The organism is Streptomyces sp. GQ60 (assembly GCF_059758875.1).
This window is the reverse complement of record NZ_JCAXEG010000001.1, coordinates 319841-341391: the sequence shown is the minus strand read 5'-3', so window position 1 is coordinate 341391 and position 21551 is coordinate 319841. Positions and strand designations below refer to the sequence as shown.

The following is a 21551-nucleotide window of genomic DNA, read 5'->3' as shown; positions in this document are numbered from 1 at the left end:
GCCCTGGGAACGGTGGAAGGGCGGGTAGGGGACTTCGCCCCGCGGCGAGCGGCCCCCTACCCGAGGGTCAGGCGACGGGCAGGCCCGGGGCCGGGAAGGCGGCCATCAGGTCGGCCACCGCGGAGCGGATCGCGCCGAGGGCGGCTTCGTCACCCTTGGCGGCCGCGGCGACGGCCCCCGCGATCCAGTCGGCGACCGCCGGCATGTGCTCGGCCCGGAGCCCCCGCGAGGTGAGCGACGGCGTGCCGATCCGGATCCCCGACGGGTCGAACGGCTTGCGCGGGTCGAACGGCACCGTGTTGTAGTTCACGACGATCCCCGCCCGGTCCAGCGCCTTCGCCGCGATCTTGCCGGAGACCCCCTTGCCCGTGAGGTCGATCAGGATCAGGTGGTTGTCCGTACCGCCCGAGACCAGGTCGAAGCCCCGCTCCAGCAGAGCCGCGGCCAGCGCCTTCGCGTTGGCCACGACCGCGTGCGCGTACGACACGAACGAAGGCTGCGCCGCCTCGTGGAGGGCCACGGCGATACCGGCCGTCGTCTGGTTGTGCGGGCCGCCCTGGAGGCCCGGGAAGACCGCCTTGTCGATGGCCTTCGCGTGCTCCTCGCGGCACATCAGCATCGCGCCGCGCGGACCGCGCAGGGTCTTGTGGGTGGTCGTCGAGATCACGTCCACGTGACCCGCCGGCGACGGGTGGGCCCCGCCCGCGATCAGGCCCGCGATGTGCGCCACGTCGGCGACCAGCACCGAGCCCGCCTCCTTCGCGATCGACGCGAAGGCCTCGAAGTCGATCGTGCGCGGGAGCGCCGTACCGCCGCAGAAGATCAGCTTGGGGCGCTCCGCCAGCGCGAGGTCCCGTACCGCGTCGTAGTCGATGAGACCGGTCTCGGCCCGGACTCCGTACTGGACGCCCCGGAACCAGGAGCCCGTCGCCGAGACCCCCCAGCCGTGCGTCAGGTGCCCGCCCATCGGCAGCGCCATGCCCATGACCGTGTCGCCGGGCTCGGCGAAGGCCAGGTACACCGCGAGGTTGGCGGGCGAGCCGGAGTACGGCTGCACGTTGGCGTGGTCGACTCCGAAGAGGCCCTTCGCCCGCTCCACGGCCAGCGCCTCGATGCGGTCGATGTTCTGCTGGCCCTCGTAGTAGCGGCGGCCCGGGTAGCCCTCGCTGTACTTGTTCTGCAGCACCGTGCCGGAGGCCTCCAGCACGGCCGCGGACACGTAGTTCTCGCTCGGGATGAGGCGGAGGGTCTCCGCCTGGAGGGTTTCCTCGGCGGCGACGAAGGACGCCAGCTCGGGGTCGGTGGCCCAAAGGGAAGGGTGGCTGCGGGCGGGGTGGCGGTACGGGTGGTGGTGGTTCGCGCTCATGGCGGCTCCTCCGGGGTCGATGTCAGATCTCGTCCCCGCGAGGCCCAGGCGAGCGGCCCTGTATGCGGTCGTGCGCGCACGGCTCCCCCGGAGTTGGTTCTCCGTGCGCCAGTCGCCGTGCGTATCCGACACCCTAGCGGGCACGCCCCTAGAAAGGTTTCTCCGTCCGGTATTCGAGCGAGGATGGACAGTGACGCCACCCTCGTCACCGGCTTGACGGACGATCGGAGACCCCGTGTCGACAACTGCTGATGCCATCCGCTCCGCCGACGCGCACAGCGCGCACAACTACCACCCCCTGCCCGTCGTCGTCGCCACGGCGGAGGGCGCGTGGATGACCGACGTGGAGGGCCGCCGCTACCTCGACATGCTCGCGGGCTACTCCGCCCTGAACTTCGGCCACGGCAACCGCCGCCTGCTCGACGCCGCCCGCGCCCAGCTGGAGCGGGTCACCCTGACCTCCCGCGCCTTCCACCACGACCGCTTCGCGGACTTCTGCACCCAGCTCGCGGCGCTGTGCGGCAAGGAGGCGGTCCTGCCCATGAACACGGGCGCGGAGGCCGTGGAGACGGCGGTGAAGACCGCCCGCAAGTGGGGGTACGAGGTCAAGGGCGTACCGGACGGCCACGCCAAGATCGTGGTGGCGGCCGACAACTTCCACGGCCGCACGACGACCATCGTGTCGTTCTCCACCGACCACGAGGCCCGCGACCACTTCGGCCCGTACACCCCGGGCTTCGAGATCGTCCCGTACGGGGACCTCACCGCGCTCGCCGGCGCCGTCACGTCCAACACCGTCGCCGTGCTCCTGGAACCGATCCAGGGCGAGGCCGGCGTCCTCGTACCGCCCGCCGGATACCTGCGGGGCGTACGGGAACTGACGCGCGAGCGGAACGTCCTGTTCATGGCGGACGAGATCCAGTCGGGCCTGGGCCGCACCGGCAAGACCTTCGCGTGCGAGCACGAGGACGTCGTCCCGGACGTGTACATCCTCGGCAAGGCGCTGGGCGGCGGGGTCGTGCCCGTGTCGGCGGTGGTGGCCGACCTCGACGTGCTGGGCGTGTTCAAGCCGGGCGAGCACGGCTCCACCTTCGGCGGCAACCCGCTGGCCTGCGCCGTCGCCCTGGAGGTCGTCGCGATGCTCCGCACCGGCGAGTACCAGCAGCGCGCCACCGAGCTCGGCGACCACCTGCACCGGGAGCTGAACCTGCTGGTCGGCGGCGGTGCGGTGACCGCCGTACGGGGCCGCGGACTGTGGGCCGGCGTGGACATCGACCCGTCGCGCGGCACCGGCCGCGAGATCTCCGAGAAGCTGATGGGGCTCGGGGTGCTGGTCAAGGACACCCACGGGTCCACGATCCGGATCGCGCCGCCGCTGGTGATCTCCAAGGAGGACCTGGACTGGGGGCTGGACCAGCTCAGGTCGGCCCTCGGCGAGACGGGCTAGGCCGGGCGGCCTCCTGGCCGTCGGGCCGGGTTTCGAGGGTGATCTCCATGCCGCGGATGGTGAAGTGGCGGGCGGGCCGCAGGCCGGCGGCCCGCATCGCCCGTTCCTGAGCGGCGGCGGCCCGCTCGGCGGCCGGCCGGGCCCCGGCGGACAGACGGGTGCACGCCACGTGCCACACGCGGGGCGCGCCTTCGAGGCGCCGGGCGAGGGTGGCCGGGTCGGCGGGCGGGTTGTCCAGTACGCCGGCCTCGGCGGCGGTCCGGGACCGGCCGAGGTCGGGCCGCCACGCGAAGGCCTCCTGGTAGGCAGTGGAGATCAGGCCGCAGCGGGCGCCGCTGAAGAGCACCGTGTCGCCGGGGGCTTCGTGGGCGCGGAGGATCCTGACGGCGGCGAGGCTGTCCCAGGACCGGCTCTCCTCCAGCCGGATCGCGCGGTGGGTGAAGGCCAGGGGTGCGGCCATCGCCAGCAGCAGTGCCGTCCGGGCCCACCACGGCAGGGTGAGGATTCCGGCGGCGAGCAGCAGGGCCAGCGCGGGCAGGCAGAAGACCAGGTAGCGGTAGGCGAACACGGGCTGCGCCACCGCGGCCAGGGCGAGCAGCGCCGGCGGGACGGCCAGCCACGGCACGGCGACCGCCCGGATCAGGGGCGGGCTCGCCCGCCGCCGTACGGCGAGCGCTCCCAGGGCGGTCACGGCCGCACCGAGGAGCAGCAGCTTGAGCGCGTCCAGGAGGGTGTCCTGGCCGGGGAACAGGAGCCAGGAGAAGAGGGCCACGGGGGTGGCGGCGGTGACCGGCGGGGACTCCCCCACGGCGGAGTGCTGGGTCAGGGCCAGGTACAGCAGGGGTGCCACGGCCGCGACGCCCGCCGCCTGGGCGACGGCCACGCGCAGTGCCGTGCGTCGCCCGGGGCGGATCCGGGCCACGGTGACGGCGTGTGCGGCGAGCAGCAGCAGCCCCATGACGTTGAACCAGCCCAGTACCGCGACCAGTACGGCGTAGGCGACCGGCCACCGTCGCCGGCCGTCGCCGGCCAGTGCCTTGGCCAGGGCGCCGGTGGCCAGGACGGCCGCCGCCATGACGAAGGCGAACGAACGCCCCTCCTGCGCGTACCGGGAGGCCGTCGGCGCCACCGCGAGGGCCAGCCCCGCGCCCGTGCCGAGGCGGGGACCGTCGAGGGTACGGCCCAGCCACACCACGGCGGCCACGGCGACGGCGACGGCCGCCGCGGACGGGACCCGCATCGTGAACTCGGTCACCGAGGTGGCCTGTCCGACGAGGTGCATGAGCACGTAGTGCAGTCCGTGCACCGCGTCGACCCGGCCGAGCAGCGCGAACAGCTCCGGCCACGAGCGCCGCGCCACGTCCATGGTGACGATCTCGTCCGTCCACGGCGCCGGGCCCGTGGTGCCCCACACCCCCAGCGCGAACGCGAGGACCGGCATCGCCCAGCCGGCCGCGCGCGTCGACGGGAGGGCGCGCGAAGCGGTCCGCCCGCGGGGGACGGCGGACGCGGACGGGGACGGAGACCGGGACGCGGCCGGGGACGGGGACGGGGACGGGAGGACCGTCACGGGGTTCCGTTCCTCACGGGTACACGGCGGGCCAGGGCCACGGGACGTCCTCTGCACGATCGGCGCGAGCCGGAGCGGGAACGAGCCCGGACGGCACGTCCGTGCGCCTCGGTCGCCCTCCGGCGGGACCGTCCAGGGTGCCGCACCCTGCACGGGCCGCGCCTCGTCCGAACGGCCGACCCCGCGCCGGCGCGGCCGCTAGAGGATGACGTGGGGCAGGAAGCGGGCGTACTCGTCCGTGACCGGCCCGGCCGATTCGCGGATGCCGAGGCCCGCCGACTCGTCCTCGACGACCCACGCGCCGAGGACCACCCGGTTGCCGTCGAAGTCGGGCAGCGGGGCGAGGCCCTGGAACACGTACGTCTCGTCCTGCTCCGGTGCGAACGGCTCGCCGCCGGCCGGGTGCAGGGTGACGCCCGCGCCCTCGCGCCCCAGCAGCGGCTTCGCCGCGTAGCCGGTGGTCGTGGCGAGCTCGCGCGGGCCGTCCAGGTAGGCGGGAAGCAGGTTCGGGTGCTCGGGGAAGAGCTCCCACAGGACCGCCAGCAGCGCCTTGTTGGAGAGCAGCATCTTCCACAGCGGCTCGATCCATGCGGTGGTGCCGGAGCCGCCGCCGTGGTCGTACGTGCCGAGGACCTGCGGGGCGAACTCGTCGGTGGCCAGCCACTCCCACGGGTAGAGCTTGAAGATCGCGCGGATGAAGCCGAGCTTCTCGTCGACGAACCGGCCCGACAGGGAGTCCCAGCCGATCGCCTCCACCGACAGCTCCCGCGTGTCGATGCCGGCCTGCTCGGCGGTCTCCTGGAGGTAGGCGACCGTCATCAGGTCCTCGCCGAGCTCGTCGGTCTCGGAATGCGCGAAGTGCACCGGGCCGGGCGGCAGCAGCTCCGCCTGGCGGCGCCAGGCGTCGACGAGCCGCTCGTGGAGGGAGTTCCACTGGTCGGCGCCGGGGAAGCGCTCCTCCATCCAGAACCACTGCGGACTGGCCGCCTCCACGAGGGAGGTGGGGGTGTCGGCGTTGTACTCCAGCATCTTGGCGGGGCTGCCGGTGCCGTCGTAGCGCAGGTCGAAGCGGCCGTAGAGCGAGGGCTGTTCGGCGCGGCGCCGCCAGGACTCGGCGATCAGTGCGGCGAGCTTCGGGTCGGTGATGCCGAGGTCGGCGAAGCGGTCGTGGTCGACGATGTGCTGGGCCGCCGCCAGGCACATGGCGTGCAGTTCCTCGACGACGTTCTCCAGCGCCTCGACCTCGGGGAGGGTGAAGGAGTAGTACGCGCTCTCGTCCCAGTAGGGGCGCAGGGAGTCGTCGGGGTAGCGGGTCAGGGGGTAGATCAGCCCCTGCTCCTCGACGGTCTTCTGCCAGTCGGGGCGGGGCTCGATGGTGTGGCGCTTCACGCTGGATCAGCCGCCCGAGGAGCTCTTGTGGCTGCCGCCGATGCCGCCGCGGGTGACGGCGGACTTGTCGAAGCTGCCTCCGCTGACCTTGTTCTTCGCGACGGTGCCGCCGTAGTAGTAGGCGCCGCGGCCGCCGCTCTTGCACTCCTTGGAGTTCAGCTTCTCCAGGGTGGCGCGGTCCGCGCAGCGCTTGTCGGGCTCGTTGCTGCTTCCGCAGGCCACGAGGGCCGCGGCGAGCAGGCCCATGCCGCCGAGGGCGACGGTTCCGGAGCGCATGCGGCGCTTGGTGCGCGTGGTGTCGGTGCTGCTGCTGTCCATGGACTGTTCGCTCCCCCTGGGTGGCCGGCTGCGGACAGACTAGAACGGCCGCCCGCGCCGACGGAATCCGGCCGACGCGAGATCCGTGACCTAGAGTCGGTTCGTGCTCATTGGGATGATTTGCGCGCTCGGTGCGGCGGTCTGCTTCGGCACGGCGTCGGTCCTGCAAGCAGTGGCGACGCGGGCGGCGGTGCCGGGAACGGGCTCCGGGGTCGACACCGCGCTCTTCCTGCGGGCGGTGCGCCAGTGGCGCTATCTCGCCGGACTCTGCCTGGACGGGATCGGCTTCGTCCTCCAGATCATCGCGCTGCGGCACATCCCGATCTACGCGGTGGGCGCGGCCCTCGCGGCCAGCCTCGCGGTGACCGCGGTGGTCGCGGCGCGGCTGCTGGGGGTGCGGCTGAGCGGGACGGAGTGGGGCGCGGTCGGGGTGGTCTGCGCGGGGCTGCTGATGCTGGGGCTCGCGTCCGGAGAGGAGGGCGCGGGGAAGGGCGCGCTCGCGCTGAAGCTGGGACTGCTGGCGGTGGCCGGGCTGGTGCTGGTCGTCGGGGCCGTGGCGGGCGGACTGCCGGACCGCAGCCGGGCGCTGACGCTGGGTCTGGCCGCCGGGACCGGCTTCGGGGTGGTGGAGGTGGCGGTCCGGCTCATCGACGACGTCTCGCTCTCCGCACTGTCGAACCCGGCGTTCTACGCGCTGCTGCTGGGCGGCGGCGCCGCGTTCCTGCTTCTCACCTCGGCGCTCCAGCGCGGCTCCGTGACGGCGGCGACCGCCGGGCTGGTGCTGGGCGAGACGATCGGGCCGGCGGTGGTGGGGGTGGCCTGGCTGGGCGACCGCACCCGCGAGGGCCTGACCTGGCTGGCGGTCGCGGGCTTCGTGGTGGCCGTGGCCGGATCCCTGGCCCTGGCCCGCTTCGGCGAACCCCCGTCGGAGCCGGCCCCTTGAGCGCCACCGGCCCGGGCAGCACCAACCCAGCCGTCCGGCGTTTGAGGACCGGCGTCCGGGGCCGGGCCCCAGGCCCTTCCAGCCCGTCCGGCGCTTGAGAACCGGGTCCCGGGGCCGGGCCCCAGGCCCTTCCAGCCCGTCCGGCGCTTGAGAACCGGCGTCCGGGGTAGAGCCCCAGGTGCTTCCAGCCGTCCGGCGTTTGAGGACCGGGTCCGGGCAGCGCCCGGGGAACGGTGGAAGGGCGGGTAGGGGACCGCCCCGCAGGGTGCCCGTCACGGGAGCGTCGCGATCAGGGCGGCCAGGGTCGGGGCCCAGGCGCTCTGGGACGGCGTCCCGAAGCCGACGACCAGGGCCTCCCGCGCGGGCATGCCCGCCTCCGGGTGTCGGAAGAACGACAGCGGCAGCAGCCCGAGGTCCTGCCGGGCGGCCGACCGCAGGGCCGCCCGTTCGCCGCCCGGCGGGAGGTCCAGTACCGCGTGCAGGCCCGCGGCGATGCCGGAGACCGCCGCGCGGTCCCCGACGGCCGCCACCAGTTCGTCGCGCCGCCGCCGGTAGCGCAGCCGCATCTCCCGCACGTGCCGGTCGTAGGCACCCGACCGGATGAACTCCGCGAGCGTGAGCTGGTCCAGCGCGCTGGAGCTCCAGTCGCTCCGGTCCCTCACCGCGAGCACCTCGCCCATCAGCGCCCCGGGCACCACCATCCAGCCCATGCGCAGCCCCGGCGCCAGGGACTTGCTCGCCGTGCCCAGGTAGACCACCCGGTCCGGGTCCAGCCCCTGGAGCGCGCCCACCGGCTGGCGGTCGTAGCGGAACTCGCCGTCGTAGTCGTCCTCCAGGATCAGCCCGCCCGTGGACCGGGCCCAGTCGACCGCCGCCGTCCGCCGTCCGGGCGTCAGCGCGGCGCCCGTCGGGAACTGGTGGGCCGGCGTCAGCAGGACCGCCCCCGCGCCCGAACCGGCCAGCTCGGCGGTGCGGGCCCCGGCCCCGTCGACCGTCAGGGGCCGCGTCCGCAGCCCGGCGCCGGCCAGCAGGTCCCGGTGCACGTCCAGCCCGTACCCCTCCACCGCCACCTCCCGGACCCGGCGCGCCCGCAGCATCCGCGCGAGCAGCAGCAGGCCCTGCCCGAAGCCCGCGCACAGCACCAGGTGTTCGGGGTCCGCGTACACCCCGCGGGCCCGCGCCAGGTATCCGGCGAGGGCCTCGCGCAGCTCCACCCGGCCGCGCGGGTCCGCGTACCCGAACGCCTCGTTCGGGGCCTCGGTCAGCGCCCGCCGGGCCGCCGCCAGCCAGCCGGCGCGGGGGAAGCCGCCCAGGTCCGGGGAACCGGGCTGCAGGCTGTACGCGGTCCGCGCGCGCACGGGGCGCCGTACGGGCACGGCCGCCGCGGGACGCCGGCCCCCGACCCCCACCTGGGCCCGCTCCGCGACCCGGGTCCCGGAGCCCCGACGGGCCGTCAGCCAGCCTTCGGCGACGAGCTCGGCGTAGGCCTCGGCGACGGTGTTGCGGGCGATCCCGAGGTCCGCCGCGAGCGACCGCGAGGAGGGCAGCCGGGTCCCCGGCGCCAGCCGCCCGCCGCGCGCGGCCTCGCGCAGCGCCTCGGTGAGACCGGCCCGCACGCCGCGTCCGGGGACCGGTTCCAGATGCAGGTCAGCGCCGAAAGTGGCCCACGATTCCGTCATGGACATGGACCATATAGGCGGGCCGCCTGCCTTCTACGCTGGCTCCATGACCCACACGGAGAAGGCACCCGAGCACACCCCCCGCATGCAGCTGGCGAAGCTCGCCCCGGAGTTCTACAAGGCCGCCGTGGCCCTGGACGCGGCCGCAGCCAAGGGGCTGGACCCGGCCCTCGTCGAGCTCGTCAAGCTGCGCGCCTCGCAGATCAACCACTGCGCCTTCTGCATCGACATGCACTCCAAGGACGCCCTCGCGGCGGGCGAGGACGTGGAGCGGCTGCTGCTGCTGGGCGCCTGGGAGGAGTCGCGGCACTTCTACACGGAGAAGGAGCTCGCCGCGATCGAGCTGACGGAGGCCGTGACCGTCCTGACCGACGGCTTCGTGCCCGACGAGGTCTACGAGCGGGCCGCGCGGCACTTCGAGGAGAAGGAGCTGGCCCAGGTGATCGCCCTGATCGCCGCGATCAACGTCTGGAACCGGATCGGGGTCACCACCCGCCTGTCCCCGGGGCACTACACCCCGGGGATGTACAAGTGACCGTCCGGACGGCTGCCCTGCCCTGACGGCCGCCCGGAGGGCTGCCCGGCCGCCGTCAGCCGCCCGAGGGACGGAAGGCGGCCAGCGCGGCCCGGTGGTGCTCCTGGGTGAGCGTCCACTCGCCCGCCGGGCCGGCCGTCAGGACGGCCCACTTCTTGCCGTCCTCGGCGACGAAGACCCGTTCCACGCCGCGTCGGCGGCCGCGTGATTCCGCGCTGTCGTACTCGTAGACGAGCTCCCCGCCCTCGGGGGTGCCCGGGGCGGGGCCGACGCGGATCTCCTGGTAGCCGGTGGTCTGGGCGCGCAGGTAGGTGGAGGCGCCCTGGACGGCCGCGAGCGGGGTCAGTTCGGGCTCGCTCACCTCGAAGATCTGGATCAGCGCGGTGCGGTCGGGAGAGCGGTAGAAGACTCCCGTGGCACCCTCCTCCCGGGCCCATCCGGCCGGGACGGCGACGGTGAACCCCTGCGCGTCGCGCACGGTCTCGCGGGCGGGGTCGCTGCCGCTCGGGCTGGGGGTGGGGCTGCCGCTGCCGCTGCCGGTCGGCGACGGGGAGCGGGTGGCCGTGGCCGAGGCGGCCGGCGAGTCCTCGCCGCTCGGCGGGGCGCTGGAAGCCGTCGGCCCCGCGTGCGCGGGCCGCTCGCCGGAGTCCCGCGCCACGAACCACACGGTGGCCGCGCCGATCGCGAGCGCGGCCACCGCGACGGCCGCCGTGGTCGGCGTCAGCCACCGCCCGCCCCGCGCGGGCCCCGGCGGGGCCGGGTGGCCCGGCCGTTCCGGCTGCGGGTACGGGTACGCGGGGTACGGGTACGGGTCCTGCGCCGACGGCCCCGGCCCGTACCCGTCCGGCCCGTAGCCGCCCGCCCCGGTCCCGGGAACGGGCCCCGAGGCGGGCGGGTAGCCCGGAGCCGGGGCCGGAGGGGGAGCCGGGTCGTGACCCGGAGGAGGAACGGGTGCCGGTCCGGAGCCTGTTGCCGGCCCCGGCTCCGGCCCCGGGGCCGGAGCGGGCACGGCTGCCGGACCGGTAGCGGGCGCCGGAGGCGGCCCGGGAGCCGGGTCGTGGCCCGGAGCCGGAGGCCTCCCCGAGGTCGGGTCGTAGCCCGGAGCCGGAGCCGCAGGGCGTCCCGACGCCGGGTCGTAGCCCTGGGGCGGAGTGGGGGGCGGAGACGGGTCGGGGGTCGGGGGCGGGGTCTGTGGGGGGTCCGTGACCCAGCGTTGGGTCGCGGGGTCCCAGCGGGGGGTGTCCTGCGGGGACACGGTCAGCCTCCCAGGGTGGTCAGGAGCCCGGCCAGGGCCGTGGCGGCGCTGACCGAGTCCACCAGCGGAGCCCACCGTTCCAGCGCCCCGCGGAGCCGCGGGACCAGGCCGGGCCGGATCTCCGAGGCCCCTTCCAGCCCCTCCGCGACCCCGTCCAGTTCGGCGTCGAGCGCCGCCCTGTCCTCGCCGCGCGGCAGCCGTACGAGGGCCGCGCGCAGCTCCAGTACGGCGTCGAGGAGGGCCTGCGGCCCGACGGTGTCCGGCCCCGCGCCCCCGTGGTTCACGCTGTTGGTGTTGTTGCTGCCGCCGATGCTGAACGCGCTGGCCGAGACCTCGCCGATGTGGACCCCGGGCTCCCGCCCGGCCGCGCCGGCACCCGCACCCGCACCCGCACCCGTAACGCCGTCTTCAATTGCCACCGGTACTCCCCTTGCCCCTGGTGCTGTTGGTGTTGTTGCTGCCGCCCACGCTGAAGGCGCTGTGGCTCATCGACTGGATGAACACCCCGCCCTCGGCGACGTTGACCGCGCGCTGCGCGAACTCCTCCGTGTGCCAGCCCGCCTCGTGCAGCGCGACGACGACGCCCCCGACGACCCGGTCCTGAATGGTCTTCAGGAAGCGGTCGAGGTCCATCAGGTGGAACAGCGAGCCGTTGTCCTCGGAGGCCAGGTCGCGCACCGACACCCGCGGCCCCTCGGGCCGGGCCCCGCCGTGGCCGCCGGTGGCGATCCGCCACCAGCTCGCCAGGCCGCGGCCCAGGGTGGCCGCGGAGGCCGCGAGGGAGCCGGGGGTGTGGCGCAGGGCCCAGACGGCCTTGCCGAAGGCGCTGTTGTTGCGGTAGCGCTGGGCGTCCGCGTCCGCGTTGTGGAAGTCGGTCCGGACGGGCAGCAGCACGTGCGGCGCCACCTCCAGCATCATCATCCCGCCCTGCGTGTGGACCCGTACGAAGACGGTGACGACGAGGTTCTCGTCCCAGCCGCCCACCCGCACGCGCAGGAAGTGCCGGCGGCGCTCCCCGCCCTCCTCGATGGCGGCGGCCCGCTGCTCGCCGAACTGCCCGTGCACGACCTGCGCGGTGTCCCGGTGCGGCAGCCCGCCCGCGGGCAGGAACACGCACTCGTCCAGGACCAGTTCGCGCATCCGGTCGCCCACGGCGGCGGCCTGCGCCGGGGAACCGTGCGGGGAGGGCACCCGCAGGCGCTCCAGCAGCGGCACGATCCGCGCCAGGATGTGGGCGTTGGTGACCGGGACCGGCTTCCGCTCGGGGCCGAGGTCCTCGCGCGGGCGCAGCTCCACGGAGAGCTGCCAGGGCCGGAAGGGATCACCCGCGCCGCAGAACGGGTCGTTGACGTCGTACATGATCATCGGCGTGTGCTGCTCGGCCCGGATGCGCTGGCGGACCCGCTGGAACCGGGCCCCCTCGGCGGCTTCGGCCGGGTCGTTCGCGTGGTCGGCGTAACGGCGCTCGGCGAGGTCGGTGGCGATGGTCCGGAAGACGTGTCCGCGCTGGAGCCCCACGACGGCGACCACCCCGGCGAAGACCACCGGCACCCACCAGAAGCCCACGGCGGCGTCGAGGTTCCCGCCGGTCGGGGCGAAGGGCAGGAAGCCGCCCGCGCCGATCTCCGACAGGACGCCGAACAGGGAGAACCCGCCGAAGGCGAGGACGAGCAGGACGGCGGCCAGCGTCCACCAGACGTAGATCCGCAGGATCACGGACAGCACGCGCAGCACCGGGACGTTCCGGGCGCGCAGCCAGTCGGCCAGGCTCAGCAGCAGGAAGGGCAGGATCAGCGCGGCGAGGGCGCCGCCCGTGAGCAGTGAACCGACGAACCAGGCCCCGAGGACTCCGGCGGCCCAGCCGAGCTCGGCGCGACGGGCGCGCAGCGCGTGGGCGAGGACCCGGGAGGCGTCGTAGCCGTAGGAGGGGGCGACGATCCGTTCCTCGTGGACGTACAGCTCGTCGATGACCCGGTCGCGGTACCCGGCGTCGAGGTAGGTGCCCGCGCACAGGAAGCGGCCGGCCTCGCTGAGGGAGGGGTGCACCGGGGGGCGGGCCGCGGAGGGATCCGCCCAACTACCGCCGGGCTGATGGGGAATCGGGATCTCGGTCACCGACCGACCCTAGGGTTCCCCTACATCGGGCGACAGAACGATTCACGCCAAACGCCCCGGCCAGGTTTGGCCGGGGCGCTCGGGTGATCACACCTGTTCGTACGGGGGCCCGCGCGGCCCGGCCGTACGGGGACGATCAGATCAGGCCGAGCTCGCGCACCGCGTCGCGCTCCTCGACGAGCTCCGCCACGGACGCGTCGATGCGCGCACGGGAGAACTCGTTGATGTCCAGGCCCTGGACGATCTCGTAGCGGCCGTCCTTGGTGGTGACCGGGAAGGAGGAGATGATGCCCTCCGGGACGCCGTAGGAGCCGTCCGACGGGATGCCCATGGAGGTCCAGTCGCCCGCCGCGGTGCCGTTGACCCACGTGTGGACGTGGTCGATGGCGGCGTTGGCGGCCGAGGCGGCCGAGGACGCGCCGCGGGCCTCGATGATCGCCGCGCCGCGCTTGGCGACGGTCGGGATGAACGTGTCGGACAGCCAGGCCTGGTCGTTGACCAGCTCGGCGGCGTTCTTGCCGGCGATCTCCGCGTGGAAGATGTCCGGGTACTGGGTCGCCGAGTGGTTGCCCCAGATGGTCAGGCGCTTGATGTCGGAGACGGCGGCGCCGGTCTTGGCGGCCAGCTGCGAGATCGCGCGGTTGTGGTCCAGGCGGGTCATCGCGGTGAAGCGCTCGGCCGGTACGTCCGGGGCGGCGGCCTGCGCGATGAGCGCGTTGGTGTTGGCCGGGTTGCCCACGACCAGGACCTTGATGTCGTCCGCGGCGTTCGCGTTGATCGCGGCGCCCTGCGGCTTGAAGATGCCGCCGTTGGCGGAGAGCAGGTCACCGCGCTCCATGCCCTTGGTACGCGGGCGGGCGCCGACCAGCAGCGCGACGTTGGCACCCTCGAAGCCCTTGTTCGGGTCGTCGAAGATGTCGATGCCGGCGAGCAGCGGGAAGGCGCAGTCGTCGAGCTCCATGGCGGTGCCCTCGGCGGCCTTCATGCCCTGAGGGATCTCCAGAAGACGGAGCTTGACCGGCACGTCCGCGCCGAGCAGGTGGCCGGAGGCGATGCGGAAGAGCAGCGCGTAGCCGATCTGGCCGGCGGCGCCGGTGACGGTGACATTCACGGGAGTGCGGGTCATGGCCTTCTCCGTTAGACAGCTGGCGGTGGGGCGTCCCTGCCCCATGTGCTGGGAGGACGCCGCTCCGTGGCCCAGTAAATCTTGACGTGAAGAGACATCCGCCGTCAGGCTATCCGACCCTGGACCACCCCAATCCCCCGCCCCGTGTGGCGCGGGGCACACGGGGCGTTCTCCGGGCGCGCCCCGGGGGCCCCACGGGGTCCGTGGGGTCAGCGGACCGTGAAGCGGATCGCGGTCTCCAGGAAGGGGACGTCCAGCCACGGGTTGGGCTCCATGACCAGCGCGAGCAGCGTGATCGCCAGGCCCAGCAGGCCGTACGTGACCATGTCCGTGAAGCGGGAGCGCACCGCGAGCATGCCCACGGAGGGCAGCAGACGGCGCATCACCGAGCCCGCGATCAGCGCGGCGCCGATCAGCAGGCACCCGCGGCGGGGGTAGCCCAGGGCGGTGAGCAGCAGTCCGACCGCCGTCGCGGCGAGGACGGCCAGCATCGGCCACTGCCGGGCCGGTGCCGGAGCGTCACCGGGCGCGGCCCGCCCGCCGCCCTCGGGACGCGCGGTGTCCCGGGTGACGGACGGGAACCGCCTGGACCTGGCCCCTTCGGCCCCTTCAGCCCCTTCGGCTCCTTCGGCCTCCTCGGCGGCCGCGGAACCGGAGGTCCGCCCGCCGTCGGGTCCCGAGGCCGGCCCGCCGCCGCCCTCGTCCTTCGCGGCCCAGCTCGGAACCGGCCGCGCGGCCGCCGGGGCACGCGCCGCGGCGGGAGCGGGCTCGGGGGCGGCGCCGGGCTCCGGCCGCTCAGCCGGCACGGGGAACCGCCCGCTCGGCGGCCTCGACCACGTTGACGAGCAGTTGCGCCCGGGTCATCGGACCGACGCCGCCCGGGTTCGGGGAGATCCAGCCGGCCACGTCCGCGACCCCGGGGTGCACGTCCCCGACGATCTTGCCGCTCTCGTCGCGGCTGACGCCGACGTCGAGCACGGCCGCGCCCGGCTTCACGTCCTCCGGCTTGACCAGGTGCGGCACACCGGCCGCCGCGACGACGATGTCCGCCTGGCGCAGCAGTCCGGACAGGTCGCGGGTGCCGGTGTGGCACAGCGTCACGGTCGCGTTCTCGGACTTGCGGGTGAGCAGCAGGCCGATGGACCGGCCGACGGTGATCCCGCGGCCGAGGACGACCACGTGCGCGCCGTTGATCTCGACGCCGTGGTGGCGCAGCAGCTGGACGATCCCGTACGGGGTGCACGGCAGCGGGCCCGGCTCGTTCAGGACCAGCCTGCCGAGTGACATCGGGTGCAGGCCGTCGGCGTCCTTCGCCGGGTCCATGAGCTCCAGGACCCGGTTGGTGTCGATGCCCTTGGGGAGCGGGAGCTGCACGATGTAGCCGGTGCACTCGGGGTTGGCGTTCAGCTCCCGCACGACCTCCTCGATGTCCTCCTGGGAGGCCGTCGCGGGCAGTTCGCGCTGGAGGGAGGCGAGGCCGACCTCGGCGCAGTCCTTGTGCTTGCCGTTGACGTACCAGCGGCTGCCCGGGTCGTCGCCGACCAGCAGGGTGCCGAGGCCCGGGGTGATGCCCCGGGCCTTGAGCGCCGCCACGCGGGCGGTCAGTTCGGACTTGATCGCGGCTGCGGTGGCCTTGCCGTCGAGAATCTGGGCGGTCATGGCCCCATCCTCCCGGATGGAGCGGTCGCGGATCCAGTCGCGGATTCACGACGCGGCCCCCGTACGACCTCTCCGGCCTCGCTCCGGGCTCGTCCCGGGCTCGCTCCGGGCTCGCTCCGGACACGCTCCGGACTCACTCCGCACTCGTCCCGGTCCCGTCCCGGCTTCGTTGCACTTGCACAACAAGTGCCGGGCGCACAGGGTCCCGGCTGGACAAGCCCGGTCCGGCCGGACGACCATGCGGGGATCAGTAGTGCCGCGGGCAGTGCCGGGGGGCGGGCCGCACGACGTGCAGTGACTCCTCCGCGCGTGCCGTGCGTCCCCGCACTTCCACGGAGGAACACCCCAGATGAGCTTCGGCGACCCGAACAACCCCTACGGGCAGCAGCCGCAGGGCGGCCAGCCCGCCTACGGCTACCCCCCGCAGGCCCCCCAGGGCATACCGGCCCAGGGCGGCTACGCCTACCCGCAGCAGGCCTACCCGGGCGTCCCCGGCTACCCGGGCGCGCCGATACCGATGCCGGGCGGGGTCAAGGGAGCGCGGGTCATCCTCTGGATCCTCGGGATCCTCCAGGCCCTCGGCGGCGTGGCCGTCGTCGTCATCGGCGCCGTGTTCGCCTCCGAGTTCACGGACTCCAGCTACTCGTCGAGCGACGCGGGCACCGCCCTGAGCATGTTCTTCGTCATCATCGGCGTCGTCGTCGTCGGCTTCTCGCTGTGGCCGATCCTGACCGCCGCCAAGCTGGGCAAGGGCCGCGGCGGCGTGCGGGTCTCCGGCATCATCTTCGGCTCGGTGCAGGCCCTCTTCGCCGCACTCGGCCTGGCCGGCAACCTGTTCACGCTCAGCAGCGCGCACGGCTCCGCCGCCGGGGCCGCGGTGTTCTCGCTGGTCCTCACGCTGATCTCGCTCGGCCTGGGCCTGTGGATCATCTTCGGCCTGGCCAACTCCGCCGCGGGCGCCTACTTCCAGCGCCCGCGCTACTAGAACCCGGGCCGGTGCGACCCCTCGTACCGGTACCGCGTACGGCGAAGGCCGCGCACCGCACTGCTGCGGTACGCGGCCTTCGCCGTCTGCGGGTGAGCGCCGGACTCGGCTACTCAGTGGCTCAGTGGAAGAAGTGGCGGGTGCCGGTGAGGTACATCGTCACGCCCGCCGCCTTCGCGGCCTCGATCACCAGCTCGTCGCGCATCGAACCGCCCGGCTGGACCACGGCCTTGATGCCGGCGGCCGTCAGGATCTCCAGCCCGTCCGCGAAGGGGAAGAAGGCGTCGGAGGCGGCGTACGAGCCCTGCGCGCGCTCGGCGCCCGCCCGCTCGACGGCCAGCTTCGCGGAGTCGACGCGGTTGACCTGGCCCATGCCGACGCCGACCGAGGCGCCGTCCTTGGCGAGCAGGATCGCGTTGGACTTGACGGCCCGGCAGGCCTTCCACGCGAAGGCGAGGTCGGCGAGCTCGTCGGCGGAGAGGGCCTCGCCGGTGGCGAGGGTCCAGTTCGCCGGGTCGTCGCCCTCGGCCTGGAAGGCGTCCGACTGCTGGAGCAGCACGCCGCCGGAGATGGGCTTGAGGTCGCCCGGCTGGTGCGGGTGGCCCTCGACCTTCAGGACGCGGATGTTCTTCTTCTTCGCGAGGACCTCGACGGCGCCCGGCTCGAAGTCGGGGGCCACGATGACCTCGGTGAAGATCTCCGCGACCTGCTCGGCGAGCTCGACGCTCACCGGGCGGTTGACGGCGATGACCCCGCCGAAGGCGGAGACCGGGTCGCAGGCGTGCGCCTTGCGGTGGGCCTCGGCGACGTCCTTGCCCACCGCGATGCCGCACGGGTTGGCGTGCTTGATGATCGCGACGCAGGGCTCTTCGTGGTCGTAGGCGGCGCGGCGGGCCGCGTCGGTGTCCACGTAGTTGTTGTAGGACATCTCCTTGCCGTGGAGCTGCTCGGCGTTGGCGAGCCCGCCCGGCTGCCCGTCCGTGTACAGCGCGGCCGCCTGGTGCGGGTTCTCGCCGTAGCGGAGGGTGGACTTGCGCTCCCAGGCGCCGGCCAGGAACTCGGGCAGCGCGGCCGTGTCCCGGGGGGCCTCGGGCGCGTACGCGTTCGTGAACCAGGAGGCCACGGCGACGTCGTACGCGGCGGTGTGCTGGAAGGCCTCGGCCGCGAGCCGCTTGCGGGCGGTCAGGTCGAAACCGCCGCCCTGGGCGGCGGCGATCACGGCGTCGTAGCGCGCCGGGCTGGTGACCACGGCCACCGAGGGGTGGTTCTTGGCGGCGGCGCGGACCATCGAGGGGCCGCCGATGTCGATCTGCTCCACGCACTCGTCCTCGGTCGCGCCCGACTGGACGGTCGCGAGGAAGGGGTAGAGGTTGACGATCACCAGGTCGAAGGGCTCGACGCCCAGCTCGGCGAGCTGGGCGCGGTGGTCCTCCAGGCGCAGGTCGGCGAGGATGCCGGCGTGCACGCGCGGGTGCAGGGTCTTGACCCGGCCGTCCAGGCACTCGGGGAAGCCGGTCAGCTCCTCGACCTTGGTGACGGGCACCCCGGCGGCGGCGATCTTCGAGGCCGTGGAGCCGGTCGAGACCAGTGCGACACCGGCCTCGTGCAGGCCGCGGGCCAGCTCTTCCAGTCCCGTCTTGTCGTAGACGCTGATGAGCGCGCGCCGGATCGGGCGCTTCGACGCGGCGAGGTCGTCGCCCTCTGCGGTCACGGTCTCTACGGTCCCTGCGGCCTCTGCGGCGGTCACTGGATTGTTACCTTTCGTCCCTCGATGCGGTAGCCGTGCCGGGCCAGGCGCCCCACGACGTCGACGAGCAGCTCGCGCTCGACTTCCTTGATCCGCTCATGGAGAGCGGCTTCGTCCTCTTCGTCCCTGACCTCGACGACACCCTGGGCGATGATCGGACCGGTGTCCACGCCGGCGTCCACGAAGTGGACGGTGCAGCCGGTGACCTTCGCGCCGTAGGCGAGGGCGTCCCGTACGCCGTGGGCACCCGGGAAGGCCGGGAGGAGGGCGGGGTGGGTGTTGACGAACCGGCCGCCGAAGCGGCCGATGAACTCCGGCCCGACGATCTTCATGAAACCCGCCGAGACCACCAGGTCGGGCGCGTGCGCGTCCGTGGCCTCGGTCAGGGCGGCGTCCCACTCCGCACGGCTCGCGTACGCCTTGACCGGACACACGAAGGTGGGGATCCCGGCCTTCTCGGCGCGCTCCAGGCCGGCGATGTTCTCGCGGTCGGCTCCCACGGCGACGACTTCGGCGCCGAAGCCCTCGGGGCCGCCGGGGTGGGCGTCGATGGCGTCGAGCAGGGCCTGGAGGTTGGTGCCGGATCCGGAGACCAGCACGACCAGGCGGGAGGCGGCCATGGGAGGCCCTTTCTCGTCGAGCGGGGGCGCCTCCCGGCGTGAACCGGGGGCGCGTCGTTCGTCTTGTGCGATCGTATGAAAACTCGGGTCCCTGAGATACGGGGGACCATACGAAGCCACCGACCGCCTGCAACGATACCGGCACACCGGACGGCCCCCGAGGGACGGGGGGACGGGTGGGCGGTAGCGTCTGGCGTACACGCCGTAAACAGGCCTCGGACGTCCCAGCGGCGTCCACGACACAGGGGATGAAACACACCCGATGCCGGACCGCCCCCAGCCCGACCGCCCCACCGACGACAACCCCTTCGCGGCGCCCCCGGAAGGCCGGCCCGACCAGCTCTGGGAACCGCGCGCCGGCGGCGACGGCGGCGACAAGCAGAACCCCGGGTCGGGACCGGGCGCGGACCCCGGGCCGGGACCGGCGCGCTGGGACCCCACGGACCCGATCCAGCGGCGGGCGCGGTACGCGCTGCTGGCCGGCATGTGGGGCTTCTTCTTCGGGGTCTTCGGCATCCCGTCGATGGGGCTGCTGCTGGGCGCGCTCGCGCTCTACTGGGGGATCAGCGCGCTGCGCGGGGTCCCGGCGAAGGCGTCCGGAGACGGCGCGCAGGGCGCCTCGGGCCGTTCCGGCGCCTCGGCGGCGGATGTCGGTACGGCGATGGGCAGGGGTGCCGCCCCGGAGGCGGCTGCCGGTGCCGGTGCGGCCACGGGCGCCGGTGCGGGCCGTGGCGGGCTGGCGGCGCTGGGTGCCGCCGCCCGGCCCCAGCGGACGGCGGCGGTGAGCGGCCTGGTGACCGCTTCGCTGGCGATCCTGCTGGCGCTGTCCTCGTACGCGGTGCAGCTCACGTACAAGGACTTCTACGTCTGCAAGCAGGACGCCCTCACCAAGCCGGCCGAGCTGCAGTGCAACGACCTGCTGCCGGACAACTTCATCGGCAAGATGCTCGAGGTCAAGCGGTAGCTAATCGGTCCGGGCGGCCGCCGGATCGGGCTGTGCCGCCCGGTCCGCCCGCTCGGGCCGTACCGGGTCCGTTTCCCCGTTCGTCGCGTTCGCCGTCGCCGTTGCGGCCGCCGCCGTCGCCGTTTCCGGGCCCGCTGCCGGCTTCCGGCGGGTCAGTACGCGGGATCCGGCCACCGGCGGGACCAGCGGGGCGGGGGCCGGTGAGTGCCGGGGCGGGGGCGGCTCCGCGGGCAGCGCGGGGATCGGGATCGGGGTCAGGTCCAGCTTGAGGCCGGGCATGACCAGCACCGGACGCTTCGGCGGTGCGGAGCCCGGCCGGGGCCCCTCCTGCGGAACCCGGGCCGGGGGCGGCCCGTCGCCCTCCGCCGGGGTGCTGGAGAAGTCCGGAACCAAGGTGCCCGCCGCGCGGCGCAGGGCCGCCCAGCGGACCTCGCGCACGCCGCTGTCGTGCCAGCCGTCCTCGGAGCCCGCGCCGACCGGGCCCTTCGCCGGCCGGTTCCGCCAGGCGTGCACGGTGACGGCCAGCGGGACCGCGAGGACCAGGGTCCAGCCCAGGGCCGCCCCGCCCGCCTGCCACCACACGGGGCCGAAGGCGGCCAGCTCCCGGGAGCCGAGCGGCCCCGCCGAAGCCGCGGCGAGAGCGGCCGTGGCCAGGGCGCACACCAGCGAGCCCAGCGCGGCCGTCAGCGCGGTCTCCCCGTACGAGACATCGCGTGCCCGGCGTACCGCGAACCAGCCCACCGCCAGCCCGGCCACCACCGGCACCGCGCCGACGGCCCAGGTCAGCGGCGTGCCGGCACCCTCCGCGGGCAGCGCCGCGAGCAGCGGGAAGCGCGGCAGCGCGGGCGAGCCGCCGAAGCCGAGCGGGGTCGCGGCGGCGCCGGTGCCCAGCGCGAAGCCGGGACCGAGGGCGTAGGCGGCGCCCCAGACGACGGCGTTCGGGATCAGCACGAGGGCGAGCAGCAGCACCGCGAAGCGGCCCGACCACACCCCGGTCAGCGCCGCGAAGGAACCCTGCACCTCCGCCCCGTGCCAGGCCAGTGAGGCCCCGACCAGCAGGGCTCCGCCGCCGAGGAGCACCAGCACACCGCCGATGCCGGCCCGCAGCGCGAGGGCGTAGCGGGGCCGGGCGAGCCGGCCGGAAAGCTGCCCGAGCGGCCTCCCCCGGGCCTCCCAGACCCCGCCGGCCGCGGCGACGGCGGCGACGATGGGGAGGTGCAGGGCCGCGCTGAGCGGGTCCGCGGGCATCGGCCCGGCGGCCGCGTACACGACGGCCAAAGCACCGACCCCGAGGTAGCCGCAGAGCACGGCGGCGAACACCACGCTCGCGGGCAGCGGCTCCGCGCCCCGCTCCTCCTGCGCGGCGCTGCCGAGCCGGGCGGCGCGCCGGATGAGCAGCGCGGGCAGGGCCACGAGCAGCAGCGGCGTCAGGCCGACGGGGGCGGGCACCCCGGAGAGCGTCTCGTAGCGGACGAGGTCGGTCCCGTGGGCGAGCAGCCAGAGGCCCGCGGCGAGGTGCAGCGCGCCGCCGGGGCCGCTGTCCGGGTAGGGGGAGCTGATCCACAGCACGATGACGAGCACGGCGAGGAAGCCGAGCCCCAGTACTGCGGCGACGGCGCCACCCACGACACACGCGGCGGCCGCCGGCGAACGGCGCCGTGCGGGGGCCCTGGGGGGCATGGGCAACGAGGTCCCGCGTTCGGTCACTTGGGTCACCCCGCCATGGTGCCAACGACACGCGCTATGGGCGGGTAACAGGCGAATGACCGTGGTGTCGCTCAATATACGTTTATGTACTTTTTCGCTCAGGGCGTCCGGGTCGCGGGGAGTGTG

20 protein-coding genes and 1 riboswitch are annotated in these 21551 nt (G+C 74.3%); of the genes, 6 read left to right on the top strand and 14 right to left on the bottom strand.

All coding sequences use genetic code 11. The features are described from left to right. Nucleotides 1-67: 67 nt before the first annotated feature. Nucleotides 68-1366: a serine hydroxymethyltransferase gene (gene glyA / locus AC6CKD_RS01670; protein ID WP_498324653.1), complete on the bottom strand. Its 1299-nt coding sequence runs from the start codon at nt 1364-1366 to the stop codon at nt 68-70. A gap of 35 nt (nt 1367-1401) precedes the next feature. After that, nucleotides 1402-1492, bottom strand: a riboswitch (ZMP/ZTP riboswitch). A gap of 109 nt (nt 1493-1601) precedes the next feature. Between glyA and rocD the strand changes: the two genes are divergently transcribed. Then, the gene (rocD, locus tag AC6CKD_RS01665) at nt 1602-2813 is read left to right on the top strand and encodes an ornithine--oxo-acid transaminase (RefSeq protein WP_498324652.1); all 1212 of its coding nucleotides are present in this window, start codon (nt 1602-1604) and stop codon (nt 2811-2813) included. Here rocD and AC6CKD_RS01660 read toward each other — a convergent pair. The 3 genes from AC6CKD_RS01660 to AC6CKD_RS01650 form a co-directional block, all read right to left on the bottom strand. Continuing rightward, nucleotides 2785-4383 (bottom strand): glycosyltransferase family 39 protein, encoded by a 1599-nt coding sequence (locus AC6CKD_RS01660; RefSeq protein WP_498324651.1) that lies wholly within the window; start codon nt 4381-4383, stop codon nt 2785-2787. The two genes, rocD and AC6CKD_RS01660, sit on opposite strands and share 29 nt — an antisense overlap. A gap of 198 nt (nt 4384-4581) precedes the next feature. Beyond that, nucleotides 4582-5772: a glutathionylspermidine synthase family protein gene (locus AC6CKD_RS01655; RefSeq protein ID WP_498324650.1), complete on the bottom strand. Its 1191-nt coding sequence runs from the start codon at nt 5770-5772 to the stop codon at nt 4582-4584. A 6-nt stretch (nt 5773-5778) separates the two neighbouring features. Beyond that, nucleotides 5779-6090, bottom strand: a complete 312-nt coding sequence (locus tag AC6CKD_RS01650; protein ID WP_356512452.1) for a hypothetical protein — start codon at nt 6088-6090, stop codon at nt 5779-5781. Between the two features lie 115 nt (nt 6091-6205). On the opposite strand from AC6CKD_RS01650, the gene AC6CKD_RS01645 reads away from it, so the two are divergent. Further along, the gene (locus AC6CKD_RS01645) at nt 6206-7033 is read left to right on the top strand and encodes a DMT family protein (RefSeq protein ID WP_498325390.1); all 828 of its coding nucleotides are present in this window, start codon (nt 6206-6208) and stop codon (nt 7031-7033) included. Nucleotides 7034-7305: 272 nt separating this feature from the next. Here AC6CKD_RS01645 and pdxR read toward each other — a convergent pair whose 3' ends face one another. After that, nucleotides 7306-8712 (bottom strand): MocR-like pyridoxine biosynthesis transcription factor PdxR, encoded by a 1407-nt coding sequence (gene pdxR / locus AC6CKD_RS01640; protein ID WP_498324649.1) that lies wholly within the window; start codon nt 8710-8712, stop codon nt 7306-7308. 46 nt (nt 8713-8758) lie between these two features. Here pdxR and AC6CKD_RS01635 point away from each other — a divergent pair, with 46 nt between their 5' ends. Beyond that, complete coding sequence (locus AC6CKD_RS01635; RefSeq protein ID WP_498324648.1) at nt 8759-9247, top strand: carboxymuconolactone decarboxylase family protein; 489 nt, start codon at nt 8759-8761, stop codon at nt 9245-9247. A gap of 55 nt (nt 9248-9302) precedes the next feature. Here AC6CKD_RS01635 and AC6CKD_RS01630 read toward each other — a convergent pair whose 3' ends face one another. After that, nucleotides 9303-9725, bottom strand: a complete 423-nt coding sequence (locus AC6CKD_RS01630) for a serine/threonine kinase C-terminal domain-containing protein (RefSeq protein WP_498324647.1) — start codon at nt 9723-9725, stop codon at nt 9303-9305. Here AC6CKD_RS01630 and AC6CKD_RS01625 point away from each other — a divergent pair. Continuing rightward, a complete protein-coding gene (locus tag AC6CKD_RS01625) occupies nt 9703-10101 on the top strand; it encodes a hypothetical protein (protein ID WP_498324646.1) in 399 nt (132 codons plus the stop codon). The genes AC6CKD_RS01630 and AC6CKD_RS01625 overlap by 23 nt on opposite strands. Nucleotides 10102-10504: 403 nt before the next feature. On the opposite strand, the gene AC6CKD_RS01620 is transcribed toward AC6CKD_RS01625, so the two are convergent. The 5 genes from AC6CKD_RS01620 to AC6CKD_RS01600 all read right to left on the bottom strand — a co-directional run bounded on the left by AC6CKD_RS01620 (nt 10505) and on the right by AC6CKD_RS01600 (nt 15402). Then, entirely contained in the window at nt 10505-10921 is a 417-nt protein-coding gene (locus AC6CKD_RS01620; protein ID WP_498324645.1) for a hypothetical protein, read from the bottom strand. Further along, the gene (locus AC6CKD_RS01615; protein ID WP_498324644.1) at nt 10911-12617 is read right to left on the bottom strand and encodes an AbeC-like domain-containing protein; all 1707 of its coding nucleotides are present in this window, start codon (nt 12615-12617) and stop codon (nt 10911-10913) included. The genes AC6CKD_RS01620 and AC6CKD_RS01615 overlap by 11 nt, the downstream gene beginning before the upstream one ends. A 136-nt stretch (nt 12618-12753) precedes the next feature. After that, nucleotides 12754-13743, bottom strand: coding sequence for a malate dehydrogenase (locus AC6CKD_RS01610; RefSeq protein ID WP_266905310.1), 990 nt, complete (start codon nt 13741-13743; stop codon nt 12754-12756). Between the two features lie 209 nt (nt 13744-13952). Further along, complete coding sequence (locus tag AC6CKD_RS01605; RefSeq protein ID WP_498324643.1) at nt 13953-14549, bottom strand: DUF3017 domain-containing protein; 597 nt, start codon at nt 14547-14549, stop codon at nt 13953-13955. Further along, on the bottom strand, nt 14539-15402 hold the full coding sequence (locus AC6CKD_RS01600) for a bifunctional methylenetetrahydrofolate dehydrogenase/methenyltetrahydrofolate cyclohydrolase (RefSeq protein ID WP_498324642.1): 864 nt from the start codon (nt 15400-15402) through the stop codon (nt 14539-14541). The genes AC6CKD_RS01605 and AC6CKD_RS01600 overlap by 11 nt, the downstream gene beginning before the upstream one ends. Nucleotides 15403-15751: 349 nt before the next feature. Here AC6CKD_RS01600 and AC6CKD_RS01595 point away from each other — a divergent pair, with 349 nt between their 5' ends. Continuing rightward, the gene (locus AC6CKD_RS01595) at nt 15752-16387 is read left to right on the top strand and encodes a hypothetical protein (RefSeq protein ID WP_498324641.1); all 636 of its coding nucleotides are present in this window, start codon (nt 15752-15754) and stop codon (nt 16385-16387) included. Between the two features lie 121 nt (nt 16388-16508). Here the strand turns inward: AC6CKD_RS01595 and purH are convergent, their stop codons facing one another. Continuing rightward, nucleotides 16509-18098, bottom strand: a complete 1590-nt coding sequence (gene purH, locus AC6CKD_RS01590) for a bifunctional phosphoribosylaminoimidazolecarboxamide formyltransferase/IMP cyclohydrolase (RefSeq protein WP_498324640.1) — start codon at nt 18096-18098, stop codon at nt 16509-16511. 32 nt (nt 18099-18130) lie between these two features. Further along, nucleotides 18131-18754, bottom strand: a complete 624-nt coding sequence (gene purN / locus AC6CKD_RS01585; RefSeq protein ID WP_243333506.1) for a phosphoribosylglycinamide formyltransferase — start codon at nt 18752-18754, stop codon at nt 18131-18133. A gap of 262 nt (nt 18755-19016) precedes the next feature. Between purN and AC6CKD_RS01580 the strand changes: the two genes are divergently transcribed. Beyond that, nucleotides 19017-19718 carry a hypothetical protein gene (locus AC6CKD_RS01580; RefSeq protein WP_498324639.1) on the top strand — a complete coding sequence of 234 codons (702 nt, stop codon included), beginning with the start codon at nt 19017-19019 and terminating at the stop codon, nt 19716-19718. On the opposite strand, the gene AC6CKD_RS01575 is transcribed toward AC6CKD_RS01580, so the two are convergent. Further along, nucleotides 19719-21434: a cell division protein PerM gene (locus AC6CKD_RS01575; RefSeq protein WP_498324638.1), complete on the bottom strand. Its 1716-nt coding sequence runs from the start codon at nt 21432-21434 to the stop codon at nt 19719-19721. Between the last annotated feature and the right edge of the window lie 117 nt (nt 21435-21551).

Coding starts and splice junctions, on each gene's coding strand:
- AC6CKD_RS01635 (WP_498324648.1), top strand. CDS start 8,759: ATGACCCACACGGAGAAGGCACCCGAGCACACCCCCCGCATGCAGCTG.
- purN (WP_243333506.1), bottom strand. CDS start 18,754: ATGGCCGCCTCCCGCCTGGTCGTGCTGGTCTCCGGATCCGGCACCAAC.
- AC6CKD_RS01650 (WP_356512452.1), bottom strand. CDS start 6,090: ATGGACAGCAGCAGCACCGACACCACGCGCACCAAGCGCCGCATGCGC.
- AC6CKD_RS01645 (WP_498325390.1), top strand. CDS start 6,206: ATGATTTGCGCGCTCGGTGCGGCGGTCTGCTTCGGCACGGCGTCGGTC.
- AC6CKD_RS01595 (WP_498324641.1), top strand. CDS start 15,752: ATGAGCTTCGGCGACCCGAACAACCCCTACGGGCAGCAGCCGCAGGGC.
- glyA (WP_498324653.1), bottom strand. CDS start 1,366: ATGAGCGCGAACCACCACCACCCGTACCGCCACCCCGCCCGCAGCCAC.
- AC6CKD_RS01580 (WP_498324639.1), top strand. CDS start 19,017: ATGCCGGACCGCCCCCAGCCCGACCGCCCCACCGACGACAACCCCTTC.
- AC6CKD_RS01610 (WP_266905310.1), bottom strand. CDS start 13,743: ATGACCCGCACTCCCGTGAATGTCACCGTCACCGGCGCCGCCGGCCAG.
- AC6CKD_RS01600 (WP_498324642.1), bottom strand. CDS start 15,402: ATGACCGCCCAGATTCTCGACGGCAAGGCCACCGCAGCCGCGATCAAG.
- pdxR (WP_498324649.1), bottom strand. CDS start 8,712: ATGACGGAATCGTGGGCCACTTTCGGCGCTGACCTGCATCTGGAACCG.